This is a genomic window from Streptomyces bambusae (assembly GCF_020532645.1).
GTDB lineage: Bacteria > Actinomycetota > Actinomycetes > Streptomycetales > Streptomycetaceae > Streptomyces > Streptomyces bambusae.
On the sequence record NZ_JAJAUZ010000101.1, the window covers coordinates 1 to 23,330 of the forward strand.

Consider the following 23,330-nt stretch of genomic DNA (forward strand, 5'->3'; position numbering starts at 1 on the left):
CGTCGTACTGCCGGCCTCGCTCGGCCTCGTGCAGCCCGCGGGCCCCGCGGGCCTTACGCTCGTACGCCCCCGCCGGAACGCGAAGAAGTCCGGCCCCGCCGCCTCCGGCGACACCCTCGCGTCCCCGATGCAGGGCACCATCGTCAGGCTCGCGGTCGAGGAGGGCCAGCAGGTCGCCGAGGGCGACCTCGTCGTCGTCCTCGAGGCCATGAAGATGGAACAGCCCCTCAACGCCCACCGCTCCGGCACCATCGTCGGCCTGGGCGTCGAAGTCGGCGCCTCCCTCACCTCCGGCGCCACCATCTGCGAGATCAAGAACTGACACCCCCTCGCCCGGCGGGACCGGAGCACCACCGGGCACTGGCGGAACCAGCGAGTGCAAGGACGGACAACCATGCCTGGACTGACCTACGGCGACGCCGTGACCGAGGCCCTCGACCGCCTGCGCGGGACCGGCTTCGAGCACGGCCCCCAGTTCGTCAACCACGCCCCCATGGCGGCCGAGGCGCTGGCCCACATGGGGTACGCGGACGAAGTCCCCGGATGGGTCGACCACATCCTGCGCGCGCATTCCTACCACGACGTCCCCGAAACACGGTGGACGATCGACCCCGCCGACCGCTCCGACTGGCAGTCCGCGCTCGGGGACTTCAGCCGGGTCGCGGACTGGACCGCCCTGTTCGTACGGGAACTGGACGAAGGCCCCTGGACCGACGTGCTGGCCCGCTGGTGGCCCCGGCTGCTGCCCGGCATGTCCGGCGTCCTCACCCACGGCGTCATCCGCACCGCACACGCGGTGCGGGCCGTCGCCCGCGAGGGCGGCGACGACGCCCTGCGCCGCGGGGAACTCGCGCAGGGCCTGGCCTACTGGGCTGCCCGCTACTCCGGCCCCGGCCCCGACGGCTCCGACCGCACCCCGGCGGACACCGCCGGAGCCGTCGTCCTCCCGGAGCCCGCCGAACGGACCGCCGCCGACCTCGACGCGCTCGTCGCGGAGTACGCCGGCATCTACGCCACCACCGCCCAGCGCCACCCCATTCCCCTCATCCACGCGATCACGGGCCCCGCCGCGGTCCGGCTGGTCGTCCCGCACCTCCCGCCCGCCCAGCGCCGGCCCTCGTACGAGGCCGCCCGCGAGACGAGCCGGAAGATGCTGCGGTGGTTCCAGGCCGGCCCGCGCACCGGTCCCGCGCCCGCACTGCCCGAAGCACCGGACGTCGGGCGGCTGTTCGCCGAGGCCGTCGAGATCGGCGACGAGCACGCCATCAAGCTCGCCGAAGTCGCCGTACGGCACGAGGCACTGGCCCCGGACCCCCGCCATGCGGCCGCCGCCCACGTCGCCAACCAGGGCCTGCGCCGCTTCTACACCCCCTGAGCCCCACCGACCCGTTCTTCCCCGCCGTCCCGGCGGCACCCAACGAGGAGAGTCATGGACGCACCAGTCATAGTCGTGGGCGCGGGACCGGCGGGCATGATGCTCGCGGGCGAGCTGCGCCTCGCCGGGGCCGAGGTCATCGTCCTGGAGAAGCTCGCGGCGCGCACCGGCGAGTCCCGCGGGCTCGGCTTCACCGCGCGCACCATGGAGATCTTCGACCAGCGCGGCCTGCTGAGCCGTTTCGGCGACATCGAGGTCAGCAACGTCGGCCACTTCGGCGGCCTGCCGGTGGACTTCGGCGTGCTCGACGGCGCGCACCAGGCCGCCAAGACCATCCCGCAGTCGGCGACCGAGACGGTGCTGGAGGAGTGGGCGACGCAGCTCGGCGCCGACATCCGCCGCAGCCACGAGGTGCTGTCCGTCACGACGAAGGAGGACTGCGTCGAGGTCGAGGTGCGCGGCCCCGCCGGCGTGGAGACGCTGCGCGCCGAATACCTCGTCGGCTGCGACGGCGGCCGCTCCACCATCCGCAAGGCCGTCGGCTTCGACTTCCCCGGCACCGCCGCCACGCTGGAGATGTTCCTCGCCGACGTCAAGGGCATCGAGCTCGCCCCCCGGATGATCGGCGAGACCCTGCCCGGCGGCATGGTCATGGTCGGCCCGCTGCCCGGCGGCATCACCCGGCTGATCGTGTGCGAGCGCGGCACCCCGCCCCAGCGCCGCGAGAAGCCCCCGACCTGGGAGGAAGTGGCCGCCGCCTGGCAGCGCCTGACCGGCGACGACATCTCGCACGCCGAACCGGTGTGGGTGTCCTCGTTCGGCGACGCCACCCGCCTGGTCACCGAGTACCGGCGCGGCCGGGTCCTGCTGGCCGGCGACGCCGCGCACATCCACCTCCCGGCCGGCGGCCAGGGCATGAACACCAGCATCCAGGACGCGGTGAACCTCGGCTGGAAGCTGGGCGCCGTGGTCCGCGGCCGGGCCCCGGAGGCACTGCTCGACACGTACCACGCCGAGCGGCACCCGGTCGGCGAGCGGCTGATGATGAACACCCAGGCCCAGGGCCTGCTGTTCCTCTCCGGCGCCGAGGTCCAGCCGCTGCGCGACGTGCTGAACGAGCTGATCCGCTACCCCGAGGTCAGCCGGCACTTCGCCGCCATGGTCTCCGGCCTGGAGATCCGCTACGCACTCGACGGCGGAGCACACCCCCTGCTCGGCCGCCGCCTGCCCGACGTCGGACTCGCCGGACACCGGCTCGTCGGCTCCAGCACCGAAGCACTGCGCCCGGCCCGCGGCGTCCTGCTGGACTTCGCCGACAACGCCGGGCTGCGCTCGCGCGCCACCCCCTGGCTGGACCGCGTGGACATCGTCACCGCCCCGCCCGCCGGCCTGCCCGAGGGCAGCCCGCTGACCGGCACCACCGCCGTGCTGGTGCGCCCCGACGGGTACGTCGCGTGGGCCGCGCCCGGCAGCCACGGCGACCTGCAGATGGCGCTGGAGCGGTGGTTCGGCCCGGCCCGCTGAACCCCGCCGCCGGGTGCACCGCACCGCGCGCCGATGAATCGTTTCCTTTGAAGGAGAGACCATGCACAGCACGTTGATCGTGGCCCGGATGGACCCCGCAGGACAGCACGACGTGGCCCGGCTGTTCAAGGAGTTCGACGGCACCGACATGCCCCACCTCATGGGCACCCGCCGCCGCCAGCTCTTCGCCTACCGCGGCCTGTACTTCCACCTCCAGGACTTCGACCACGACAACGGCGGCGAGCTGATCGAGGCGGCCAAGACCGACCCGCGCTTCGTCCGCATCAGCGAGGACCTGAAGCCCTTCATCGAGGCCTACGACCCGGCCACCTGGCGGTCTCCCGCCGACGCGGTCGCCACCCGCTTCTACGACTGGGAGGGCCGGGCGTGAGCGGCAGGCGCGTCGTCATCACCGGAGTCGGCGTCACCGCCCCCGGCGGGGTGGGCAGCGGCAACTTCTGGAACCTGCTGAGCGAGGGCCGCACCGCCACCCGCGGGATCACCTTCTTCGACTCCTCGCAGTTCCGCTCCCGGGTCGCCGCCGAGGCCGACTTCGATCCCGAAGAGCACGGCCTGAGCACCCAGGAGATCCGCCGCATGGACCGGGCCGCCCAGATGGCCGTGGTCACCGCCCGCGAGGCGGTCGCGGACAGCGGGCTGGACCTCACCGCCCTCGACCCGTACCGCACGGGCGTCACCATCGGCAGCGCCGTCGGCGCGACCATGGGCCTCGACGAGGAGTACCGGGTCGTCAGCGACAGCGGCCGGCTGGACCTGGTCGACCACACCTACGCCGTCCCGCACCTCTACAACTACCTCGTGCCCAGCTCCTTCTCGGCCGAGGTGGCCTGGGCGGTGGGCGCCGAGGGCCCCGCCACGGTGGTCTCCACCGGCTGCACCTCCGGCCTGGACTCCGTCGGCCACGCCGTCGAGCTGATCCGCGAGGGCTCCACCGACGTCATGGTGGCCGGCGCCTCCGACGCCCCGATCTCCCCGATCACCCTGGCCTGCTTCGACGCCATCAAGGCCACCACCCCGCGCAACGACGACCCCGAGCACGCCTCGCGGCCCTTCGACGGCACCCGCAACGGCTTCGTCCTCGGCGAAGGCTCCGCGGTGTTCGTCCTGGAGGAGCTGGAGAGCGCCCGGCGGCGCGGCGCCCACATCTACGCCGAGATCGCCGGCTACGCCTCCCGCTGCAACGCCTTCCACATGACGGGCCTGCGCCCCGACGGCACGGAGATGGCCGAGGCGATCACCGTCGCCCTCGACGAGGCCCGCATGAACGGCGACGCGATCGACTACATCAACGCCCACGGCTCGGGCACCAAGCAGAACGACCGGCACGAGACCGCCGCGTTCAAGAAGAGCCTCGGCGACCACGCGTACCGGACCCCGGTGTCCTCGATCAAGTCGATGGTCGGGCACTCGCTCGGCGCCATCGGCTCCATCGAGATCGCCGCTTCCGTCCTGGCCATGAAGCACAACGTCGTGCCTCCGACGGCCAACCTGCACACCCCCGACCCCGAGTGCGACCTGGACTACGTACCGCTGACGGCGCGCGAGCACCGCACCGACGCGGTCCTGACGGTCGGCAGCGGGTTCGGCGGCTTCCAGAGCGCCATGGTGCTCGCCCGCCCCGAGAGGAGCCTGGCATGACCACCCCCCGCGTCGTGGTGACCGGACTCGGCATCGCCGCCCCCAACGGGCTGGGCACCGAGGAGTACTGGGCCGCCACCAGGGCCGGCAAGACCGGCATCAGCCGCATCACCCGCTTCGACCCCGCCCAGTACCCGGCCAAGCTGGCCGGCGAGGTCCCCGGCTTCAGCGCCGCCGACCACCTGCCCAGCAGGCTGCTCGCCCAGACCGACCACATGACCCGCCTCGCACTGGTCGCCACCGACTGGGCCCTCGAAGACGCGGGCGTCGACCCCAAGGCGCTGCCCGAGTACTCCATGGGCGTGGTCACCGCCAGCTCCTCCGGCGGCTTCGAGTTCGGCCAGGGCGAGCTGCAGAAGCTGTGGAGCCAGGGCAGCCAGCACGTGTCGGCGTACCAGTCCTTCGCCTGGTTCTACGCCGTCAACTCCGGCCAGATCTCCATCCGCAACGGGATGAAGGGCCCCAGCGGCGTGGTCGTCTCCGACCAGGCCGGCGGCCTCGACGCCCTCGCGCAGGCCCGCCGGCAGATCCGCAAGGGCACCGCACTGATCGTCTCCGGCTCCATCGACGCCTCCATCTGCCCCTGGGGCTGGGTGGCGCAGCTGGCCGGCGGCCGGCTGTCCACCAGCGAGGCCGCCGACCGCGCCTACCTCCCCTTCGACGAGGCCGCCGCCGGCCACGTCCCCGGCGAGGGCGGCGCCATCCTCATCCTCGAGGACGAGCAGGCCGCGCTGGCCCGCGGCGCCGAGGTCTACGGAGAGATCGCCGGCTACGGAGCCACCTTCGACCCGGCTCCCGGCAGCGGCCGCGAGCCCGGCCTGCGCAAGGCCATCGAAGTGGCCCTCGCCGACGCCGGAGTGGACGCGAGCGACGTCGACGTCGTCTTCGCCGACGCCGCGGCGGTCCCCGAGCTCGACCGCATCGAGGCCGAGGCGATCAACGCCGTGTTCGGGCCGCAGGGCGTGCCCGTCACGGCGCCCAAGACGATGACCGGCCGGCTGTACTCCGGCGCCGCCCCCCTGGACGTGGCCACCGCGCTGCTCGCCATCCGCGAGGGCCTGATCCCCGCCACCACCCACGTCGAGCCCGACCCGGGGCACGACCTGGACCTGGTCTGCGGCCAGCCGCGGACGTCCGACCTGCGCACCGCCCTGATCCTGGCGCGCGGCCACGGCGGCTTCAACGCCGCCCTGGTCGTCCGCGCGGCCTGAGGCCCCGCCGCCGCGCACGGACACCCCGTGCCGGGCGGCCCCCCTCGGCCCCGCCCCGCCGACGCCGCTCCGGATCTCCGGAGCGCGTCCCCCACGGCGCCCGCCGCCCGGCCTCTCTCCCCACGCACGGCCGGGCGGCGGGCGTTCGCACGTCCCTGCACGCACCACCCCACACCCACCGAAAGGACGAAACGCGTGGCTACCGAGGCATTCACGCTCGAAGACCTCAAGCGCATCCTGCGCGAGGGCGCCGGAGCCGACGAGAACGTCGACCTCGACGGCGACATCCTCGACATGGAGTTCGAGGAACTCGGCTACGAGTCGCTGGCGCTGCTGGAGACCTGCGGCCGCATCGAGCGCGAGTACGCGATCACCCTCGACGACAACGTCATCAGCGACGCCAAGACCCCCCGGGCCCTGCTCGACGCGGTCACCGCCCACCTCGCGGGCGCCGCGGCCCCCGTCGCGGCCTGACCCGCCCCGCCCCCGCCCCGCCGGGCGCCGGCACCCTGCCGGCGCCCGGCCGGCACCACCCGCGCCCGGGGCCCGTCCGCCGCCGGCGCACCGCCCCCACCTCTTCACGCCCTCACACCCTCACACCCTCACGCCTTCCAGGGGAGCAGCAGTCATGACCGACAACCACCAGCGGGTCGCCCTCGTCTCCGGGGCCACCAGCGGAATCGGCCTCGCCGTGGCCCGGCTGCTGGCCGGCCAGGGACACCGCGTCTTCATCGGCGCCCGCGACGCCGAACGGGTCTCCACCACCGTCAAGGAACTGCGGGACGAGGGCCTCGACGTGGACGGCGCCACCCTCGACGTGCGCGACGGCGCGAGCGTCCAGGCGTTCGTGCAGGCCGCCGTGGACCGCTTCGGCACCGTGGACGTGCTGGTCAACAACGCCGGCCGGTCCGGCGGCGGTGTGACCGCCGACATCGAGGACGAGCTGTGGGACGACGTCATCGAGACGAACCTCAACAGCGTCTTCCGCCTGACCCGCGCCGTCCTCAACACCGGCGGCATGCGCGACAAGGACCGCGGCCGGATCATCAACATCGCCTCCACCGCCGGCAAGCAGGGCGTCGTCCTCGGCGCCCCGTACTCCGCCTCCAAGCACGGCGTCGTCGGCTTCACCAAGGCCCTCGGCAACGAGCTGGCCCCCACCGGCATCACCGTCAACGCCGTCTGCCCCGGCTACGTCGAGACCCCCATGGCCCAGCGGGTCCGCGCCGGCTACGCCGCCGCCTACGACACCTCCGAAGACGCGATCATGCAGAAGTTCACGTCGAAGATCCCGCTCGGGCGCTACTCGACCCCCGAGGAAGTCGCCGGCCTGGTCGGCTACCTGGCCTCCGACACCGCCGCCTCGATCACCGCGCAGGCCCTCAACGTCTGCGGCGGCCTCGGCAACTTCTGACCGGCCCGCCCGGCCGCGCCGTACCCGTCTTCGTACCCGCAATCTCTCCGAGGAGTTTCCCCCATGCCCGAGTCCGTGCTGCGCGAGGTGGAGCACGAGATCACGATCTCGGCCCCGGCCACCGACGTCTACCGGCTGATCGCCGAGGTGGAGAACTGGCCGCGGATCTTCCCCCCGACCATCTACGTCGACCACCTGGAACGCTCCGGCCAGGAGGAGCTCATCCGGATCTGGGCGACCGCCAACGGCGAGGCCAAGAACTGGACCTCCCGCCGCCTCCTCGACCCCGAGGGCCTGCGCATCACCTTCCGCCAGCAGGTCTCCACCCCGCCGGTCGCCACCATGGGCGGCACCTGGATCATCGAGCCGCTCTCGGACACCGAGTCCCGGGTCCGGCTGCTCCACGACTACACCGCCGTCGACGACGACCCGGCGGGCCTCGCCTGGATCGACGAGGCCGTCGACCGCAACTCCCGCTCCGAACTGGCCGCGCTGAAGACCAACGTCGAACTCGCCACCGCCTCCGAGGAGCTGACGTTCTCCTTCGAGGACACCATCGAGGTCGACGGTGCCGCCAAGGACCTCTACGACTTCGTCAACGAGGCCGGCCTGTGGTCCGAGCGGCTCCCGCACGTGGCGACCGTACGGCTCACCGAGGACACCCCGGGCCTCCAGACGCTGGAGATGGACACCCGCGCCAAGGACGGCTCCACCCACACCACGAAGTCGTACCGGGTCTGCCTGCCCAGCGAGAAGATCGCGTACAAGCAGACCACCCTGCCCGCCCTGATGAACCTGCACACCGGCTACTGGACCTTCCGCGAGACGCCGGCCGGCACCACCGCCTCGTCCCAGCACACCGTCGTGCTGCGCCCCGAGAACATCACCGCGATCCTCGGCCCCGAGGCCGGCGTCGCGGAGGCCACGGAATACGTCCGGACCGCGCTGAGCACCAACAGCCGCGCCACCCTGGGCCACGCCAAGGCCTACGCCGAGGCGAGGCGCTGACACCATGACAGCCGGCGCCGGCGGCACGGCCGCCACCCCCGTGGACACGCACGTCGTCGTGGTCGGCGCGGGCCCCGTCGGGCTCATGCTCGCCGGCGAGCTGCGGCTCGGCGGCGCCGACGTGATCGTGCTGGAGCAGCGGGACCTCCCCACCACCGAGTCCCGCGCCTCCACACTGCACGCCCGCACCATGGAGATCCTCCACCAGCGCGGCCTGCTCGACGCACCCCGGGGACTCGGCACACCCCCGCACGAGCCCATGGGGCACTTCGGCGGCCTGCCCATGGACCTGCGCCTGGACGGCCCCTACCCGGGCCAGTGGAAGGTCCCGCAGGTCGACACCGAGAAGCTGCTCGGCGCCTGGGCCACCCGCCTGGGCGCCGACGTGCGCCGCGGCCACCGCGTCACCGGACTCGACCGGCACCCCGGCCACGTCACCGTACGGGCCCAGGGCCCCGACGGCGGCAGCGTCGAGGTCACCGCCCGGTACGTGGTCGGCTGCGACGGCGAGCAGTCCGCAGTGCGCCGCCTCGGCGGCTTCGCCTTCCCCGGCAACGACGCCGGACGCGAACTGATCCGCGCCGACGTCGACGGCATCGACATCCCGAACCGCCGCTTCGAACGCCGCGAGGCGGGCCTGGCCATCGCAGCCCGCCGCGGCGACGGCGTGACCCGGGTGATGGTCCACGAATTCGGCCGCGCCCCGCGCCCCGCCGGAGAGGCGTCCTTCGACGACATCGCAGAGTCCTGGCTGGCCGTCACCGGCGAGGACATCACCGCCGGCACGCCGCTGTGGGTCAACGCCTTCGGCGACGCCTCCCGCCAGGCCACCGCCTACCGGGACGGCCGGCTGCTGCTCGCCGGCGACGCGGCCCACGCCCAGATGCCCATCGGCGGCCAGGCCCTCAACCTGGGCCTGCAGGACGCGGTCAACCTGGGATGGAAGCTCGCCGCCACCGCGCGAGGCACCGCCCCCGAAGGGCTCCTCGACTCCTACCACGACGAACGGCACGCCGTCGGACGGCGGGTGCTGTCCAACATCCGCGCCCAGGCGCGGCTGCTGCTGGGCGGTCCCGAGGTCGACGCGCTGCGCCGGGTGGTGGGAGAACTCACGGCCTACGAGAACGTCCGCGCCCACCTGGCGGGCATGGTCAGCGGCCTCGACATCCGCTACCCGGCCGCCGGGCCCGGCCAGGACCAGGACCAGGTCCAGGTCCAGGTCCAGGTCCAGGACCGGAGCCGGACCGAGCCGCACCCGCTGACCGGCGCACGCCTGCCGGCCGTACCCCTGACCGGCCCGGACAGCACCCTGGACCTGCTGAGGTCCGCCCGCGGAGTCCTGCTGGTCCTCACCGCCGAGCCGGAAACCCGGACCCGGCTGGCAGCGGCGGCGGCCCCCTACACCCGGACCGTCGACACGGTGACCGCCCACCCGGCGGAAGCCGCCGGCCCCCTCACGGGCACGGCCGCAGTCCTGGTCCGGCCCGACGGGTACGTCGCCTGGGCCGGCGCCTCCGAAGCGTCCCTCGCCGCCGCGCTCGGCACCTGGTTCGCCGCCGACGCCGCGCACGAGCCCGACGCCGCGCACGAGCCCGCCGGCGCGCACCCGCACGGCCCCGCGCCCGCCGTCCGGCGTGCGCACCCGACCCCGCACCACCCATCACAAGGCAACGGCAGGAGAGTCACCATGGGGAAGCTGACCGGCAAGACCGCGCTCGTCACGGGCGCGAGCCGGGGCATGGGCCGCGCAACGGCCCAGCGGCTGGCCCGCGAAGGCGCGCTGGTCGCCGTCCACTACGCCACCGGCGCCGACGCGGCCGCCGACGTCGTCGAGGGCATCGAGAAGGACGGCGGCCGGGCCTTCACCGTCCAGGCCGAACTGGGCACGCCCGGCGACGTCCACGAGCTGTTCCTCGGCCTCGAAGCGGGCCTGAAGGAGCGCACCGGCACCACCGACCTCGACATCCTGGTCAACAACGCCGGGGTGATGGGCGGGGTCAAGGCCGAGGACACCACACCTGACCAGTTCGACCGCATCTTCGCGGTCAACGCCAAGGCACCGTTCTTCATCATCCAGCGGGCGCTGGCGAACATGCCGGACGGCGGACGCATCGTCAACATCTCCTCCGGACTGACCCGGTTCGCCAACCCCGACGAGATCGCGTACGCGATGAGCAAGGGCGCCGTCGAGATGCTCGCCCTGCACTACGCCAAGCTGCTCGGCCCCCGCAGCATCACCATCAACTCCGTCGCACCCGGCATCACCCGCAACGGCAACCCCCTCTTCGACATCCCCGAGGCCGTCGAGGCCATGGCGGGCCTGTCGGCGTTCAACCGGGTGGGCGAGCCGGGCGACGTCGCCGATGTCGTCGCCTTCCTCGTGTCCGACGACGCCCGCTGGATCACCGGCTCCTTCGTCGACGCGACCGGCGGAACCCTCCTCGGCTGACCTTCCCACCCGCCCGACGAACACGGCTGGAGGCGCATGTGACCCGTACGTACCCGCCCCCCGCGGTCCTCGCCTCCCCGTCGGACGGGCGCTGGAACCTGCGGCTGTGGGGCCTGCTGCTGGTCCTCGCCGGCAACATGCTCATCGACGCCCTGGAAGTGTCCGTGGCGGTCGTGGCCCTGCCCGCGATCGGCACGGACCTCCGGCTCCCGCTCACCGCGGTGCAGTGGACCATGACCGGGTTCGCCGTCGGATTCGGCGGCCTCATGCTCTTCGGCGCACGCGTCGTCGCCGTGCTCGGCCGGCGCCGCGTCTACCTCGCCGGGCTCCTGGGCTTCGCCGCGGCCTCCCTGGTCAGTGCGCTCGCCCAGGAACCCGGCCTGCTCATCGCGACCCGGGTGGTCAAGGGCTTCTGTGCCGCCCTGACCGCACCCACCGGGCTCGCGATCATCTCGACCGCCTTCCCCGAAGGACCGCTCCGCCGGCGCGCCCTGTCGGTCTACACGCTGTTCGGCGCCGGCGGGTTCACCGCCGGCCTGCTGCTGTCCGGCTGGCTGACCTCCATCAGCTGGCGGCTCACCTTCGCCTCACCCGCCCCGGTGGTCCTGCTGCTGTTCCTGTGCGGACTGCGGCTGATCCCCGGCTCGGAACCCGACGCCGCACCGCTGCCCGAGGGCGCGGCCTACCGGCACTTCGACGTGACCGGCGCGGCCACCTTCGCCGGCGCGATCGTGGCCCTCGTCCAGGGGATCACCGCCGTGCCCGCCCACGGCTGGGCGGACCCGCACTCCACCGGCCTGCTGTGCGCAGCCGCCGCGCTGCTCACGGCGTTCGTCGTCGTGGAACGCAGGACCAGCCGGCCGCTCGTGCACTTCGCGGCCCTCCGCAACACGGCGATGGTCCGCTCCGCCGTCGGCGCGGCCTGCCTGAACGGCTCGTACCTCGGCCTGCTGTTCATCCTCACCCACGAGCTCCAGGCCGCGGCCGGCTGGTCACCGCTGCGCACCGGACTGGCCCTCGTGCCGGCCGCCGCGCCCCTGGCCGTGACCGCCCTGTCCTCCGGCCGGATGGTGGCCCGCTTCGGCGCGCCCCGGCTGATCGCCGCCGGTGCACTCTGCCCGCTCGCCGGATACCTGCTGCTGCTGCTGCGCGCCGACGGGCCGCTGCCCTACGCCGGCACCCTGCTGCCGGTCCTGCTGCTGGTCGGGGCCGGCTTCGTACTGTCCTTCGCCGCGCTCAACATGCAGGCCACCGCCGGCGTGCCGGCCGCCGAACGCGGCGCCGCCACCGGCCTCTACCAGACGGCCGTACAGGTCGGAGCGGCCCTCGCGCTGGCTCCCGTGGCCGCCCTGATGGCCGCCGCCGCGGACCCGGCCGGGGCCGGCGGGGCAGCCCCGCTGCTCACGACCGCACGGCCCGCACTGGCCCTGGTCGCCGTGTTCGGCGCGATCGGCCTGCTCACTGCGCTCCTCGGGCTCCGAGCCCCCCGCCGAGGCCCGGCCCGGCCGGTCTGACCGGCCGGTACGCCCGACCACCCACCCTCAGCTTTAGGACGAGTCAGCATCATGGACAAGACAGCCGGTTCCCGGGTTCTCGACGAACTTGACGACCCTGCCTACTTCGAGGACTTCGAGGACTTCGACGACTTCGACGACTGGGACCTCGACCTCGGCGCCGAGTACGACCCGCCGGAGGTCGAGCCGCCGAGCCTGGCCGTGCTCGCCGCCTGCACCTTCGAAGAGCGCACCTGCCTCATCGACACCTACGTCCGGCAGGAACTCTCCCGCGTCCTGCGCGTCCCGCCGCACGAGATCGACACCGTAGGCCGGCCGATGAACAGCCTGGGCATCGGCTCGATCAACGGCCTGGAACTCCAGCGCCGCATGGAGGCCGCCCTCCAGGTCGGCGTCGACCTTCAGCGGCTGCTGCGCGCCAACAGCGCCGCCGAGCTGATCGACTGCCTCGCCGGCCAGCTCGGCCCCGAGGACAGCCCCCACAAGCACGGCGACTCCCTGCACGCGGCCGCCCACGCCGCGCCGGGCGTGCTGTGACCGGCCGCGCGGCGCTCCTCGCCGAACCGGAACCACGCGCCGACGCCCTCCCCGCCCAGGACGGGCTGGACGTCTGGCTGGTCCGCCGCCCGCATCCCGACCGGGCGGCGGACCTGGAGATGGACGAACTCAGCGAGGCCGAGCGCAAGCGGGCCGCCACCTTCGTCCGCCCCACCGACGGCATCACCTACGCCTCGGCGCACATCGCGCTGCGCCGGCTGCTGGGCGCCTACCTCGGCATGGCCGCGGCCGACGTGCCGTTCGTACGGGAACCCTGCCCCGGCTGCCGCGAGCCGCACGGGCGCCCGGCCGTCACCCACCCCGACCCGCCGCTGCACTTCTCCCTCGCCCACAGCCACGGCATGGCCGCCATCGCCGTCTCCAAGACGGTCGTCGGCATCGACGTCGAGCGGCTGCCGCGCGACGAGACCGTGGAGGTGTGCACGCCCGCCCTCCACCCCGGCGAACGCCGGGAACTGGAGGACGCCGGAACCGAAGAGCGACGCGAGATCTTCGGCCGGGTGTGGACGCGCAAGGAGGCGTACCTCAAGGCCCTGGGCACCGGACTGTCCCGGGACCCCGCCGAGGACTACCTCGGCGCCGAGGCCCACCGGCGGCCGGCGGGCTGGACCCTCCTGGACATCCCCGCCGGGCCGCGCCACAACGCGGCGGTGGCCGTGCTGGGGGACCGCCCCGGCCACATCACCGTCCGCAGACTGCCAGGAGAGGCCCTGTACGCCGGCGGCACCGTGGATCTCCGCCCCCAGGGCGCAGCGGACCACGCAACAGACTCAGGAGCGTGACCCACGCATGTCGAACGAGAAGAGCACCACCCAGATCAAGGACAGAGCCGTCACACCGCGCCCGCGGCTGCACGAGCGCGAGCACCGCGGCCACTGGACCGCCGCGGAACGCCTGGAAGAGCTGAGCCTGATCAAGCAGGCCGCCCGGCACGGCGATCCGCTGGCCACCGAGCGCCAGCACGCCAAGGGCAAGCTGACCGCCCACGAGCGGATCCAGCTCCTGCTCGACGAAGGCTCCTTCACCGAGGTCGAGCCGCTCCGTCGGCACCGGGCCACCGGATTCGGCCTGGAGGACAAGCGCCCCTACACCGACGGCGTCATCACCGGCTGGGGCACCGTGCACGGCCGCACCGTCTTCGTGTACGCGCACGACTTCCGGATCTTCGGCGGAGCGCTGGGCGAGGCCCACGCGGCGAAGATCCACAAGATCATGGACATGGCCGTGTCAGCGGGCGCCCCGCTCGTCTCCCTCAACGACGGCGCGGGCGCACGCATCCAGGAGGGCGTCTCGGCGCTGGCCGGCTACGGCGGCATCTTCCAGCGCAACACCCGGGCCTCGGGCGTGATCCCGCAGATCTCCGTGATGCTCGGCCCGTGCGCCGGCGGAGCCGCGTACAGCCCGGCCCTCACGGACTTCGTGTTCATGGTCCGCGACATCTCCCAGATGTTCATCACCGGACCGGACGTGGTCCGGGCGGTCACCGGCGAGGAGATCAGCCAGGACGGCCTCGGCGGCGCCGACGTGCACGCCGGCACCTCCGGCGTCGCGCACTTCGCGTACGACGACGTGTACACCTGCCTGGAGGAGGTGCGGTACCTGCTGTCGCTGCTCCCCTCCAACAACCGGGAGCTTCCGCCCCCCGCCCCGGCATCCGACTCCGCCACCCGGCGCACCGAGCGGCTGCTCGAACTCGTCCCCGACGACCCGCAGCAGGTCTACGACATCCGCTCGGTCATCGAGGAGATCGTCGACCACGGCGACTACCTCGAAGTGCACCCCGCCTGGGCGACCAACGTGGTGTGCGCCCTGTCCCGCCTCGACGGCCAGGTCGTCGGCATCGTCGCCAACCAGCCTCAGTCGTACGCGGGCGTGCTCGACATCGACGCCTCCGAGAAGGCCGCGCGGTTCGTGCAGTTCTGCGACGCCTTCAACATCCCGCTGGTCACCCTGATCGACGTGCCGGGCTTCCTGCCCGGTGTCGACCAGGAGCACAACGGCATCATCCGGCGCGGTGCGAAGCTCCTGTACGCGTACTGCAACGCCACCGTGCCGCGCATCTCGCTGGTGCTCCGCAAGGCGTACGGCGGCGCCTACATCGTCATGGACTCCCGCTCCATCGGCACGGACCTGGCCCTGGCCTGGCCTTCCAACGAGATCGCCGTGATGGGCGCCGAGGGCGCCGCCAACGTCATCTTCCGCCGGGAGATCGCCGCCGCCGACGACCCGGAGGCGGTGCGCCAGCAGAAGATCAAGGAGTACCAGGCGGAACTGATGCACCCGTACTACGCGGCCGAACGCGGCCTCGTCGACGACGTCATCGACCCGCGCGAGACCCGCCAGGTCCTCATCCGGTCCCTCGCGATGCTGCGCAACAAGCACGCCGACCTGCCGTCGCGCAAGCACGGCAACCCGCCGCAGTGAGCCGGGACCCGGCGCAGGACGCCCTCGTCCTCAAAGTGGTCAAGGGGCAGCCGACCGCCGAGGAGATCGCCGCCCTCACCACCGTCCTGCTGGCCCGGGCCGCCGCACTGGCCGCGGCGGGCCCGGGCCTCCAGGAGCGCACCGCCACCGCCGGCTGGCACCGCGGCGACCTCGTGCGCCCCCGCCCCGACCCCCGCGGCTGGCCGTCCTCGGGAAGCCGGGCCGCCTGACCGCCCCCGCGGCCACCCCGCCCCGCGGGGTGGCCGCAGCCGTCCACCAAGGAGTCCGATCCAGAGATGACCGCCGCCACCGCCGTCACCCCGGAGGAGATCGCCGAACTCCGCGACCGCCTGCGGGTGCTGACCGACCGCGCAGAGATCGCCGAACTGATCGACCGGTACGTCACCCTGCTCGACACCCAGGACGAACACGGCTTCGACGAGGACTGGACCGCGTCCGTCTTCACCGACGACTGCCGGCTGGAGTTCCCCGTCGGCAACGTCCACGGCCGCGAGGGACTGGCCCGCTTCCACTTCGAGAAGAAGTCCCGGTTCGACCGGACGCACCACCTCAGCGCGAACTACGGAATCACCCTGGACGGTGACGTCGCCCTGGTCCGCGCCCACCTGCTGGCCTCGCACATCCACCTCGGCGACGGCCCCGACCCGGGCGGCCGGTTCGACATCGGAGGCTACAGCGAGGGCGAGGCGGTGCGCACCGCCGACGGCTGGCGACTGCGGTTCTGGCGCTTCAACCTCCTGTGGTCCGACGGCGAGGGACCCCGCCCCGGCCCCAGCCCGCGCACCCTGCGCCGCTCCCAGCCGCTGCCGCGGCCGCGCCCCCAGGACGACCCCACCCACCCGAAGAAGGGATGAGACCGTGTCGACGCTCCCCCCGACCGGCGAACTGCGCGCCGCCCGCGGCGAAGCCCGGCGCCAGGCGCTGGAGACGTACCTCTGCCAGAACCTGCGCAGCCACCTCGACGTACCGCCGGCCCACCGCATCGACCGCACCCGGCCGCTGTACAGCCAGGGCGTGGACTCCATCACGGCCCTGGCCCTCCAGCGCAAGCTGGAAACCGCGCTCCAGATCCCGGTCCGCACCGGCCACCTGCTCCGCGAGAACTCGGTCACCGAACTGGCCGCCCTCCTCTCCGACCTGATGGACCACCCCACCCCCCTCACCCCCACCGCAGCCTGACCCCCCCGGCCGGCTGGGGGGCACTGCGGGTGGTCGGCGAAGGCCGGGGGCAATTCCAGCCTGTCCGGCGTTTGAGGACCGGGGTCCGGGGCGGAGCCCCGTGTCCTGCCGGGGGTCCGGCTCCGCCCCTGGTTCGCAAGCAAGGCCCGGCCGGGGCACTTCCCGCCTGTGGGTGGTCGGCAGCGAAGGCCGGGGCCGGGGGTAATTCCAGCCTGTCCGGCGTTTGAGGACCGGGGTCCGGGGCGGAGCCCCGTGTCCTGCCGGGGGTCCGGCTCCGCCCCCGGTCCGCAAGCAAGGCCCGGGCCGGGGCACTTCCCGCCCGCCGGTGGTCGGCAGCGAAAGCCGGGGCTGGGGGCGATTCCCGCCTGTGGGTGGTCGGCAGCGAAGGCCGGGGCCGGGGGTAATTCCAGCCCGTCCGGCGTTTGAGGACCGGGGTCCGGGGCGGAGCCCCGAATTCTGCCGGGGCCCGGCCCCGCCCCCCGTCCGCAAGCAAGGCCCGGCCGGGCACTTCCCGCCCTCCGGCGGGCCGGCAGCCGAAGCCCGGGCACTGGGCAATTCCAGCCCGTCCGGCGCTTGAGGACCGGGGCCCGGGGCGGAGGCCCCGAACTCAAGCCCCGCCGGGCCAGAGCCCTGTCACACCCCCCGCAACGCCGACACCGTCTCCTCGACCAGCACCCGCGCCCGCCCAACCGTCGCCACCAACTCCTCCGCCGTGCCCCCCGGCGCCCCCAGCAACGCCCGCACCCCCGCCCCGAACCCTTCCGGCACCACACCCAGCCCCTCGGCCACCGCCAGCGCCCCCTTCTCGTTCAGGCACCACCGCCGATCCGCCGCGTACACCCCCTGCACCAGCACCCCCAGCGCCCGGGACAGGCACAGCGACACGTACAGCGCGTCCCCCCGCTCCGCCCCCTTCGCCGCCCCGGCCAGCAGGAACCCCGCCTCCCAGGTGCCGGCGACCAGTGCCTCCCGCAGCGCCTCCGGATACACTCCGGCCCGCTCCCGCAGCTCCGCCAGCTCACCCGTCGGGTCGGCCAGCACCTTCCCCAGCGCCACCTCGCCCGCGTAGCACGGCGACCAGAACCCCAGCGGGTGCCCGGCCTGCATCCCCACCTCGTACCGGCCCTCGGTGCAGTCCTCCCACACCCGCTCCACCCGGTCCAGGTCCCGCAGGATCCAGTCCACCTGCACCCCCTCGACCTGCAGCCACGCCCCGCCGTTCACCCAGGGCCCCCAGCCCCCCGGCCCGGCCACCTCGACCCCCGGCCCGGCCAGTTCGCCGAGCGCCGCCAGGTCGAGCTCTCCCCGGTAGTACACGCCCAGGTCCCAGTCCGACCCCGGCCGGTGCTCCCCGCGCGCCCGGCTCCCGCCGAGCAGCACGCCGACCACCCCCGGAACCTTCACGAGCCGGTCCGCCATCCCCTGAATGATCATGTCCATCCGGCGAGTCTCTCACCACCCCCGCCCGCCCGTCGGCACAGGTCAGGGCAGGACGACCACACCCCCTGGACCCGGCCCCGCGCCAGCCCCCACGCGACGCCTTCGACACCGGCGGCGCCCCTCGGATCCGAGCCCTCCCGGCCGAACACCCCCCGGGCCCAGCCGCCGATCACGGCGAGCACGGCGCCGCCGAGGAAGTGCGCCCGGACGAGCAGCCCGGTCTCGTCGTCCGCACCGGCCCCGGCCTGCAGCTGCTCGAACCAGGCCCGGGTCAGCAGTCGGACGGCCCGGGCCGCCTCGGCCACGCACTCCACCGTGGCTCCTCCCGGAACGGATTACCCGCCCTTCCCCTCGCCCTTCTCCCCGACCGCCCAGGCCCCCACGCAGCCCGCCGCGAGGAACACCACCGCCCCCGCGCACCACGCCGGCGCCCCGCCCTCCGCGAGGACCGCGGCGATCAGCAGCGGCCCCACCGTGTCCCGCAGCGTGGTCACCGAGGACACGGCCCCGTTGTAGACGTTCAGCTGCCCGGCGGGAGCGAACACCGCGGGCAGGCTCCAGGTCAGCCCCGAGGCGAAGATGTCGCCCAGGCTCAGCGCCGCCGTGCCCAGCAGCAGCACGGACCGCCGCCCGCCACCCGCTGACCCCGTCGGAGGCCGCGTACAGGACCAGTGCCATCGCCAGCATGGCGCCCGCACGCAGGAAGTACCGGCGCAGCGACCGCACGCTGTCGTCACTGCGCGCGAGGCGCGCCTGGAGGAAGACGACCAGCAGCATGTTGACCACCAGCAGCGGCGCCAGGACCCACGTCGGCACGTTCCCGCGCGCGACCAGCCACAGCGGCAGCGCAAGCGTCAGCACGGTGTCCGCGAGGCTGAACACGGCGGCGATGCCCAGCGCCGCCGTGAACCGCCGGTCGGACACCAGCCCCCGCAGCCCCGACCGCCCCGCCTTCCCGGCCGGCGCCGCCCCCACAGCCGCCTCCGGCCCCGCCCCGCGCGCCCGCCCCGGCGGCAGCGCGAGAAAACCGACGAGGGCGGACACCGCGTAGATGCCGACCGCCACTCCCAGCCCCGCCCGCCCCCCGACGGCCAGCGGCAGGGCCGCGCACCCGCTCCCGAGCGCGAACCCCGCATGCGTCAGCGACCGGAACGCGCTCCGCGCCCGCCCCGCCGCGTCCCCCGCGCCGCCCGACAGCTCCGTCGACAGCGTCATCCGCAGCGTGTCCGCGACCCGCCGGACCACGGTCAGCCCCACCAGCAGCAGCACGTACGACACGAACCCGGTGACGGCGAACATCGCCGCGATACACAGCACCTGCACCCCGTGCGAGATCCGGGCCGCCCGCCGCGTCCCCCACCGGTCCGCCGCCGACAGCAGCGGGAACACGCAGATCAACGCCGCGACCGCGGACACCGTGCGTCCCACCCCGAACTGCTCCGACGGCATGTCCAGCGTCTGCTGCAACAGCAGCACGTTGGCGGGCTGGGAACCCTGAACTCCCGGCGCTCGAAGACCGCATCGGCCCCGATCACCTTCGCCACGGCCCGCCAGCCCACCGGCACCGGCACCGCCGCCACCGCCGCCGCCGCAGGCACCCGGGCGCCCGCCGACCGCCCCGTCCCCGCCTCTTCCGTCTCCTTCGTGTCCGTCGCCACCGCTCACCACCACACCACGGGATGCGCGCCGAGCCGCGCCGGCTTGACGACCTTGTGGCACTCGAACGGACTCAGCGTCAGCCGCAGGTCGTACGGCCGGCCCGCCTGCGCGTGCCGCACCCGCGTCTGGACCCGCGCCCGGTCCGACAGCAAATCCCACTCGACTTCCCCCGGAGCCCCCGGCCGCCAAGAACGGCGGAACGCACCCGCACCCGACCGAGCCCGATACGCCGCAAGCCCGGCGTTGCGCCACCGACCTGCCCACGCGACCGTGGATCGTTCGGCCACGGCACCCGGGCGAAAGGCACCAGCATGCGGTTCGGCATCGTCACGACAGCACGCCCCCGCCTGGAAGACCTGGCCGCCCGCGCGGAGGAACTCGGCTACACCAGCTTCTGGGTGTACGACACGCCCATGCTCCACGGCGACCCGTTCGTCAGCCTCGCGCTCTGCGCCAAAGCCACCACCCGCATCAGGCTCGGCATCGGCGTCACCTCACCGGCCCTGCGCTCCGCCCCCGCTGCGGCCGCCGCCCTCGCCACCCTCAACGCCCTCGCCCCCGGCCGCATCATCTGCGGCGTCGGCACCGGCAACACCGCACGCCGCACCCTCGGCATGCCGCCCCTGAAAACGGCCGAACTGCAATCGTTCACAGCCGCCCTCCAGGACCTCACCGCCGGCCGCGAGACCGACTACCGCGAGGGAACCCGCACCAGCAGCGTGCGCTTCCTGCACACCGAAGGCCACGTCAACACCGAAGACCCGGTGGAATTCGCCATCGCCGCCATCGGCCCGAAAGCCGCAGCCGTCGCCGGCCGCCTCGGCACCGGCCTGATCTCCTTCGCCCTGCACGCCCCCGAAGCCTGGTCCGCCCTCACCCGCGCCCACCGGGCCGCCGCCACCACCGACCAGGCCACGCCCTCCTACCTCATGACCTCCCTCCACGTCCTCGCGGACGGCGAGGACCGGTACGGCAACGCCGCCAAGGACGCCACCGGCCACATCGCCCTGACCGCCCTGATCCTCGCCGCAGAGAACCCGTCCTTCCGCGCCATGCTCCCCCCACAGGAATCCGCCGCCGTCACCCACCTCCTCCACCTCCGAGGCACCACCCCCCTCCACCACAACTACCTGGGCCCCCTCCCCACCGAAGACCGCCCCCTCGTCCTCCCCTCGCTCCTGGACAAGTTCGCCCTGATCACCCCCCGATCCGGCCTCCCTCACCTCCTCACCACCCTGGAAGACGCAGGCGTGACCGACCTCCTCCTCCACCCCGCACACCCCGAACCCGGCATGACCACCCTCGCCCGCCACCTCCTCCCGTAACCCGGACCACGCCGGCCCCAAAGGCAAGCCCCCAGCGCCGTGCGCCGGGGGCTTCCGAAGCGAAGGGGAGGTCCGCCTAACCGTTGACGTCGAGGGCCGTCCCGTAGAGCCGGGACACCTTCAACCGGATCACCACCCGGCGCTCGGCGACCAGCTGCTCCAGGAAGGCCTGCTCGTCCTGAGGCTTCGCGGCCTCCGGGATCATCCCCAGCAGCTCCCGCCCGGTTGCGTCACCCGGCACGGCCGTGACCTCGGAGACCTCGGCCTCCCCCTCGGCCACCGCGAACGACCACACGTCACCGCCCGGCACGTGCACGGCGGCCCGCGGGTCCCGCCGGAGCGGCTTGGCCTTGACGCGGTCGGCGGTGGTGGAGAACCGCACGATCCGGGCCTCGGCGTCCCAGTGGTACAGCATGGTGGTGAGGTGCGGATGGCCGGTGCTCTTGTTGGTGGCGAGGGTGCCGAACTGCTGACTGCTCAGCAGTTCGGACAGGGCGTCGTCGGACAGGGGGCGGGGCGCGGGACCTTGACTCATGCAGGGTTCAACTACCGCGCCCGCCCGCCCATTCCGAGTTCGATCAAGATGGCGGCATATTGGCCTAGACCTATTGTGCGGTCTGGTCCGTACCGGTACGTTCGTGCCTGGCTGCGCAGCCTGCACGTACCGCACCACATCGCATCGTCAGGCACTCTGCCGGGCATCCCCGGCATTTTCAGGAGGACATGCCATGTACCGCCGCACAGCAGCCGCTCTCGCCACCGCCGTCACCGCCGGAGCCCTCGCGCTCGGCACGGCGGGCACCGCCGAGGCCGTCCCCGGCACGGGCTTCTACGCCCGCAGCAACCACGCCTCGTACACCGAATGCGTGGACGCCGCCCGGCGCGGCTACCACATCTGGGGCCCCGTCTTCTTCTGCGAGCCCTTCAGCGCCGACCGCCCGGACATCATCACCCTCTGGGTCCGCTACTGACCCACCCGGCCGCCCCGGGCCGACACGGGGCCGGCCGTACGGCATCCCGGCGATCACACCCCGCCCCAGAGTTCATCCAACACCAAATATGAACCACCCGCGTGTGCAGAGGCGGACCACCCCGCCCCACGGTTGCTCCGTTCGAGTCATGAGCGGGACTGCCGAGTTTCCTTCTCCCCGCCCGGGGGAGGATCCGCGCGTGCTGCCTGCAGTGTGCGGGTGGCCGTGAAGCAAGGGATCCGTGCAATGGCTCAGGGCAGTGTGAAGTGGTTCAACGGGGAGAAGGGGTTCGGGTTCATCGAGCAGGACGGCGGCGGCCCGGACGTCTTCGTGCACTACTCGGAGATCCAGGGCAACGGCTACAAGTCTCTGGACGAGGGCCAGCGGGTCGAGTTTGAGATCGGCCAGGGCCAGAAGGGCCCGCAAGCCCAGCAGGTCCGCGCGATCTGACCCCGCCCCACCCCTGCGGCCCTTTCGAGCCGGCAGTGGATCGCCGCCGAGCAACTGCAAGACGTCTACGCAAAGACGGTGGCGTCCAAGCCCAGGGTCTCCTGGTCGAGTTCACTGCGGATATAGCCGACGACGGCAGTGGCCCGGCGAGGGCGCCGAGCGCCGCCCTCGCCACCCTCGGCCTGCCGGGCGCGGGCTGGCGGCCGCCGGAGCCGCCCGGAGCTTGCTCCTGTGGCATCGGCAGCATCCTGCCAAGCAAGTGCACGCGTGTGGCCCGGCCACCCCGCCTCCCCCTGGCCGGGTCCCGCGCAGTTGGTGCTACCGGCGTCGCTGGAGCAGGGCTATCAGGACCGCGAAGAGTGCGGCGGTGGCGAGGGTGATGTTCGCAGGATCGGCCCAGGAGGGTGCGAACTTGATGAGCAACCCCGTGCCGATCGCGAGGACGGCGCCGAGGCTTTCGAAACGAAGAAGAGAAAGGCCGGCCGGAAGCCGGCAGACCTTATGAAAACGGGTCATCCGGCCCGTGAAGCCGGTTCCGCGCCCTGGATAACCTCAGCGGAACCCGACTGGTCCAAAACAGCGAAAGCCCCCCGGCCAAAGACCCTTCCCCAGTCCTGGAAAGCAGGACCAACCCTGCAGCGAAGCAAAGAAGCCGGTACCGAAGGCGGCCTGCCCAGCGCGCAGCGCTGGGGCTCCCGTTCTTCAGCGCTACGCGCTGAACATTCCGAAGCGAAGCGGAGGAGCAGGCCCCTGAAGGGGGCCCCGCCCAAGCGCAGCGAAGGCGGTTCCCTGCTCCGGAGCGAAGCGGAGGAGCAACTGGCCGAAGGCCAGCCCGCCGGAGCGCAGCGAAGGCGGTTTCCCTGCCAAGCGCGCAGCGCTTGGGGACCCTTCATCTTCAGCGCGTAGCGCTGAAGATTCCGAAGCGAAGCGGAGGAAGAGCCGGCCGAAGGCCGGTCCCCGGAGCGCAGCGGAGGGGGTTCCCCTGCCAAGCGCGCAGCGCTTGGGGACCCTTCATCTTCAGCGCGTAGCGCTGAAGATTCCGAAGCGAAGCGGAGGAAGAGCCGGCCGAAGGCCGGTCCCCGGAGCGCAGCGGAGGGGAATCACTGCTCCGGAGCGGAGCAGAGGAGCAACTACCCGAAGGGTAGTTCG

26 protein-coding genes and 1 pseudogene are annotated in these 23,330 nt (G+C 73.2%); 20 read left to right on the forward strand and 7 right to left on the reverse strand.

Going from position 1 to position 23,330, the window contains the following annotated elements:
- The 17 genes from LG634_RS36000 to LG634_RS36080 all read left to right on the forward strand — a co-directional run.
- A partial coding sequence (locus tag LG634_RS36000; protein ID WP_226740539.1) for an acyl-CoA carboxylase biotin carboxyl carrier protein subunit occupies positions 1-322 on the forward strand: 322 nt, incomplete at its 5' end.
- A 72-nt stretch (positions 323-394) separates the two neighbouring features.
- Positions 395-1,375 carry a questin oxidase family protein gene (locus tag LG634_RS36005; RefSeq protein WP_226740540.1) on the forward strand — a complete coding sequence of 327 codons (981 nt, stop codon included), beginning with the start codon at positions 395-397 and terminating at the stop codon, positions 1,373-1,375.
- Positions 1,376-1,429: 54 nt separating this feature from the next.
- Entirely contained in the window at positions 1,430-2,899 is a 1,470-nt protein-coding gene (locus LG634_RS36010) for an FAD-dependent monooxygenase (protein ID WP_226740542.1), read from the forward strand.
- Positions 2,900-2,960: 61 nt separating this feature from the next.
- Entirely contained in the window at positions 2,961-3,290 is a 330-nt protein-coding gene (locus tag LG634_RS36015; protein WP_226740544.1) for a TcmI family type II polyketide cyclase, read from the forward strand.
- Entirely contained in the window at positions 3,287-4,558 is a 1,272-nt protein-coding gene (locus LG634_RS36020) for a beta-ketoacyl-[acyl-carrier-protein] synthase family protein (RefSeq protein WP_226740546.1), read from the forward strand. The genes LG634_RS36015 and LG634_RS36020 overlap by 4 nt, the downstream gene beginning before the upstream one ends.
- Complete coding sequence (locus LG634_RS36025; RefSeq protein ID WP_226740549.1) at positions 4,555-5,769, forward strand: ketosynthase chain-length factor; 1,215 nt, start codon at positions 4,555-4,557, stop codon at positions 5,767-5,769. The genes LG634_RS36020 and LG634_RS36025 overlap by 4 nt, the downstream gene beginning before the upstream one ends.
- Before the next feature lie 195 nt (positions 5,770-5,964).
- Positions 5,965-6,243, forward strand: coding sequence for an acyl carrier protein (locus tag LG634_RS36030; protein WP_226740551.1), 279 nt, complete (start codon positions 5,965-5,967; stop codon positions 6,241-6,243).
- A gap of 154 nt (positions 6,244-6,397) precedes the next feature.
- On the forward strand, positions 6,398-7,183 hold the full coding sequence (gene fabG, locus LG634_RS36035; protein ID WP_226740553.1) for a 3-oxoacyl-ACP reductase FabG: 786 nt from the start codon (positions 6,398-6,400) through the stop codon (positions 7,181-7,183).
- A gap of 63 nt (positions 7,184-7,246) precedes the next feature.
- A complete protein-coding gene (locus LG634_RS36040) occupies positions 7,247-8,191 on the forward strand; it encodes an aromatase/cyclase (protein WP_226740554.1) in 945 nt (314 codons plus the stop codon).
- Between the two features lie 4 nt (positions 8,192-8,195).
- Positions 8,196-10,640 (forward strand): SDR family oxidoreductase, encoded by a 2,445-nt coding sequence (locus tag LG634_RS36045; RefSeq protein WP_226740556.1) that lies wholly within the window; start codon positions 8,196-8,198, stop codon positions 10,638-10,640.
- Between the two features lie 38 nt (positions 10,641-10,678).
- Positions 10,679-12,154, forward strand: coding sequence for an MFS transporter (locus tag LG634_RS36050; RefSeq protein ID WP_226740559.1), 1,476 nt, complete (start codon positions 10,679-10,681; stop codon positions 12,152-12,154).
- A 51-nt stretch (positions 12,155-12,205) separates the two neighbouring features.
- Entirely contained in the window at positions 12,206-12,691 is a 486-nt protein-coding gene (locus tag LG634_RS36055) for an acyl carrier protein (RefSeq protein WP_226740561.1), read from the forward strand.
- A complete protein-coding gene (locus LG634_RS36060; RefSeq protein WP_226740563.1) occupies positions 12,688-13,494 on the forward strand; it encodes a 4'-phosphopantetheinyl transferase family protein in 807 nt (268 codons plus the stop codon). Before LG634_RS36055 ends, LG634_RS36060 begins: the two co-directional genes overlap by 4 nt.
- 7 nt (positions 13,495-13,501) lie before the next feature.
- Entirely contained in the window at positions 13,502-15,136 is a 1,635-nt protein-coding gene (locus LG634_RS36065) for an acyl-CoA carboxylase subunit beta (protein WP_226740566.1), read from the forward strand.
- Entirely contained in the window at positions 15,133-15,366 is a 234-nt protein-coding gene (locus LG634_RS36070; protein WP_226740568.1) for an acyl-CoA carboxylase subunit epsilon, read from the forward strand. Before LG634_RS36065 ends, LG634_RS36070 begins: the two co-directional genes overlap by 4 nt.
- Positions 15,367-15,432: 66 nt before the next feature.
- Positions 15,433-16,011: a nuclear transport factor 2 family protein gene (locus tag LG634_RS36075; protein ID WP_226740570.1), complete on the forward strand. Its 579-nt coding sequence runs from the start codon at positions 15,433-15,435 to the stop codon at positions 16,009-16,011.
- A gap of 4 nt (positions 16,012-16,015) precedes the next feature.
- Positions 16,016-16,336, forward strand: coding sequence for an acyl carrier protein (locus LG634_RS36080; RefSeq protein WP_226740572.1), 321 nt, complete (start codon positions 16,016-16,018; stop codon positions 16,334-16,336).
- 633 nt (positions 16,337-16,969) lie between these two features.
- Here the strand turns inward: LG634_RS36080 and LG634_RS36085 are convergent.
- The 5 genes and pseudogenes from LG634_RS36085 to LG634_RS36105 form a co-directional block, all read right to left on the reverse strand.
- On the reverse strand, positions 16,970-17,776 hold the full coding sequence (locus LG634_RS36085) for a DUF4037 domain-containing protein (RefSeq protein WP_226740573.1): 807 nt from the start codon (positions 17,774-17,776) through the stop codon (positions 16,970-16,972).
- Positions 17,767-18,090 carry a hypothetical protein gene (locus LG634_RS36090; protein WP_226740585.1) on the reverse strand — a complete coding sequence of 108 codons (324 nt, stop codon included), beginning with the start codon at positions 18,088-18,090 and terminating at the stop codon, positions 17,767-17,769. Before LG634_RS36090 ends, LG634_RS36085 begins: the two co-directional genes overlap by 10 nt.
- 21 nt (positions 18,091-18,111) lie before the next feature.
- Positions 18,112-18,396 (reverse strand): hypothetical protein, encoded by a 285-nt coding sequence (locus LG634_RS36095; RefSeq protein ID WP_226740587.1) that lies wholly within the window; start codon positions 18,394-18,396, stop codon positions 18,112-18,114.
- Positions 18,397-18,472: 76 nt separating this feature from the next.
- Positions 18,473-19,225, reverse strand: a pseudogene (locus tag LG634_RS38535) (hypothetical protein); the annotation flags it as partial.
- Positions 19,226-19,437: 212 nt separating this feature from the next.
- Positions 19,438-19,587: a hypothetical protein gene (locus tag LG634_RS36105; RefSeq protein ID WP_226740575.1), complete on the reverse strand. Its 150-nt coding sequence runs from the start codon at positions 19,585-19,587 to the stop codon at positions 19,438-19,440.
- A gap of 159 nt (positions 19,588-19,746) precedes the next feature.
- On the opposite strand from LG634_RS36105, the gene LG634_RS36110 reads away from it, so the two are divergent.
- Positions 19,747-20,760: an LLM class flavin-dependent oxidoreductase gene (locus LG634_RS36110; protein WP_226740577.1), complete on the forward strand. Its 1,014-nt coding sequence runs from the start codon at positions 19,747-19,749 to the stop codon at positions 20,758-20,760.
- A 76-nt stretch (positions 20,761-20,836) separates the two neighbouring features.
- Here LG634_RS36110 and LG634_RS36115 read toward each other — a convergent pair whose 3' ends face one another.
- Positions 20,837-21,295: a TIGR03618 family F420-dependent PPOX class oxidoreductase gene (locus tag LG634_RS36115; RefSeq protein WP_226740579.1), complete on the reverse strand. Its 459-nt coding sequence runs from the start codon at positions 21,293-21,295 to the stop codon at positions 20,837-20,839.
- A gap of 193 nt (positions 21,296-21,488) precedes the next feature.
- On the opposite strand from LG634_RS36115, the gene LG634_RS36120 reads away from it, so the two are divergent.
- Both LG634_RS36120 and LG634_RS36125 read left to right on the forward strand, forming a co-directional pair.
- Positions 21,489-21,731, forward strand: a complete 243-nt coding sequence (locus LG634_RS36120; protein WP_226740581.1) for a hypothetical protein — start codon at positions 21,489-21,491, stop codon at positions 21,729-21,731.
- 246 nt (positions 21,732-21,977) lie between these two features.
- Positions 21,978-22,181 (forward strand): cold-shock protein, encoded by a 204-nt coding sequence (locus LG634_RS36125; RefSeq protein WP_120089331.1) that lies wholly within the window; start codon positions 21,978-21,980, stop codon positions 22,179-22,181.
- A 318-nt stretch (positions 22,182-22,499) separates the two neighbouring features.
- On the opposite strand, the gene LG634_RS36130 is transcribed toward LG634_RS36125, so the two are convergent.
- The gene (locus LG634_RS36130) at positions 22,500-22,697 is read right to left on the reverse strand and encodes a hypothetical protein (RefSeq protein WP_226740583.1); all 198 of its coding nucleotides are present in this window, start codon (positions 22,695-22,697) and stop codon (positions 22,500-22,502) included.
- Between the last annotated feature and the right edge of the window lie 633 nt (positions 22,698-23,330).

What these genes read in the sequence shown, in the direction of transcription:
- LG634_RS36110 (WP_226740577.1), top strand. Translation starts at nt 19,747, where the DNA reads ATGCGGTTCGGCATCGTCACGACAGCACGCCCCCGCCTGGAAGACCTG.
- LG634_RS36010 (WP_226740542.1), top strand. Translation starts at nt 1,430, where the DNA reads ATGGACGCACCAGTCATAGTCGTGGGCGCGGGACCGGCGGGCATGATG.
- LG634_RS36025 (WP_226740549.1), top strand. Translation starts at nt 4,555, where the DNA reads ATGACCACCCCCCGCGTCGTGGTGACCGGACTCGGCATCGCCGCCCCC.
- LG634_RS36065 (WP_226740566.1), top strand. Translation starts at nt 13,502, where the DNA reads ATGTCGAACGAGAAGAGCACCACCCAGATCAAGGACAGAGCCGTCACA.
- LG634_RS36075 (WP_226740570.1), top strand. Translation starts at nt 15,433, where the DNA reads ATGACCGCCGCCACCGCCGTCACCCCGGAGGAGATCGCCGAACTCCGC.
- fabG (WP_226740553.1), top strand. Translation starts at nt 6,398, where the DNA reads ATGACCGACAACCACCAGCGGGTCGCCCTCGTCTCCGGGGCCACCAGC.
- LG634_RS36130 (WP_226740583.1), bottom strand. Translation starts at nt 22,697, where the DNA reads ATGACCCGTTTTCATAAGGTCTGCCGGCTTCCGGCCGGCCTTTCTCTT.
- LG634_RS36005 (WP_226740540.1), top strand. Translation starts at nt 395, where the DNA reads ATGCCTGGACTGACCTACGGCGACGCCGTGACCGAGGCCCTCGACCGC.
- LG634_RS36040 (WP_226740554.1), top strand. Translation starts at nt 7,247, where the DNA reads ATGCCCGAGTCCGTGCTGCGCGAGGTGGAGCACGAGATCACGATCTCG.
- LG634_RS36045 (WP_226740556.1), top strand. Translation starts at nt 8,196, where the DNA reads ATGACAGCCGGCGCCGGCGGCACGGCCGCCACCCCCGTGGACACGCAC.
- LG634_RS36115 (WP_226740579.1), bottom strand. Translation starts at nt 21,295, where the DNA reads ATGAGTCAAGGTCCCGCGCCCCGCCCCCTGTCCGACGACGCCCTGTCC.
- LG634_RS36055 (WP_226740561.1), top strand. Translation starts at nt 12,206, where the DNA reads ATGGACAAGACAGCCGGTTCCCGGGTTCTCGACGAACTTGACGACCCT.
- LG634_RS36085 (WP_226740573.1), bottom strand. Translation starts at nt 17,776, where the DNA reads ATGGACATGATCATTCAGGGGATGGCGGACCGGCTCGTGAAGGTTCCG.
- LG634_RS36015 (WP_226740544.1), top strand. Translation starts at nt 2,961, where the DNA reads ATGCACAGCACGTTGATCGTGGCCCGGATGGACCCCGCAGGACAGCAC.
- LG634_RS36120 (WP_226740581.1), top strand. Translation starts at nt 21,489, where the DNA reads ATGTACCGCCGCACAGCAGCCGCTCTCGCCACCGCCGTCACCGCCGGA.
- LG634_RS36125 (WP_120089331.1), top strand. Translation starts at nt 21,978, where the DNA reads ATGGCTCAGGGCAGTGTGAAGTGGTTCAACGGGGAGAAGGGGTTCGGG.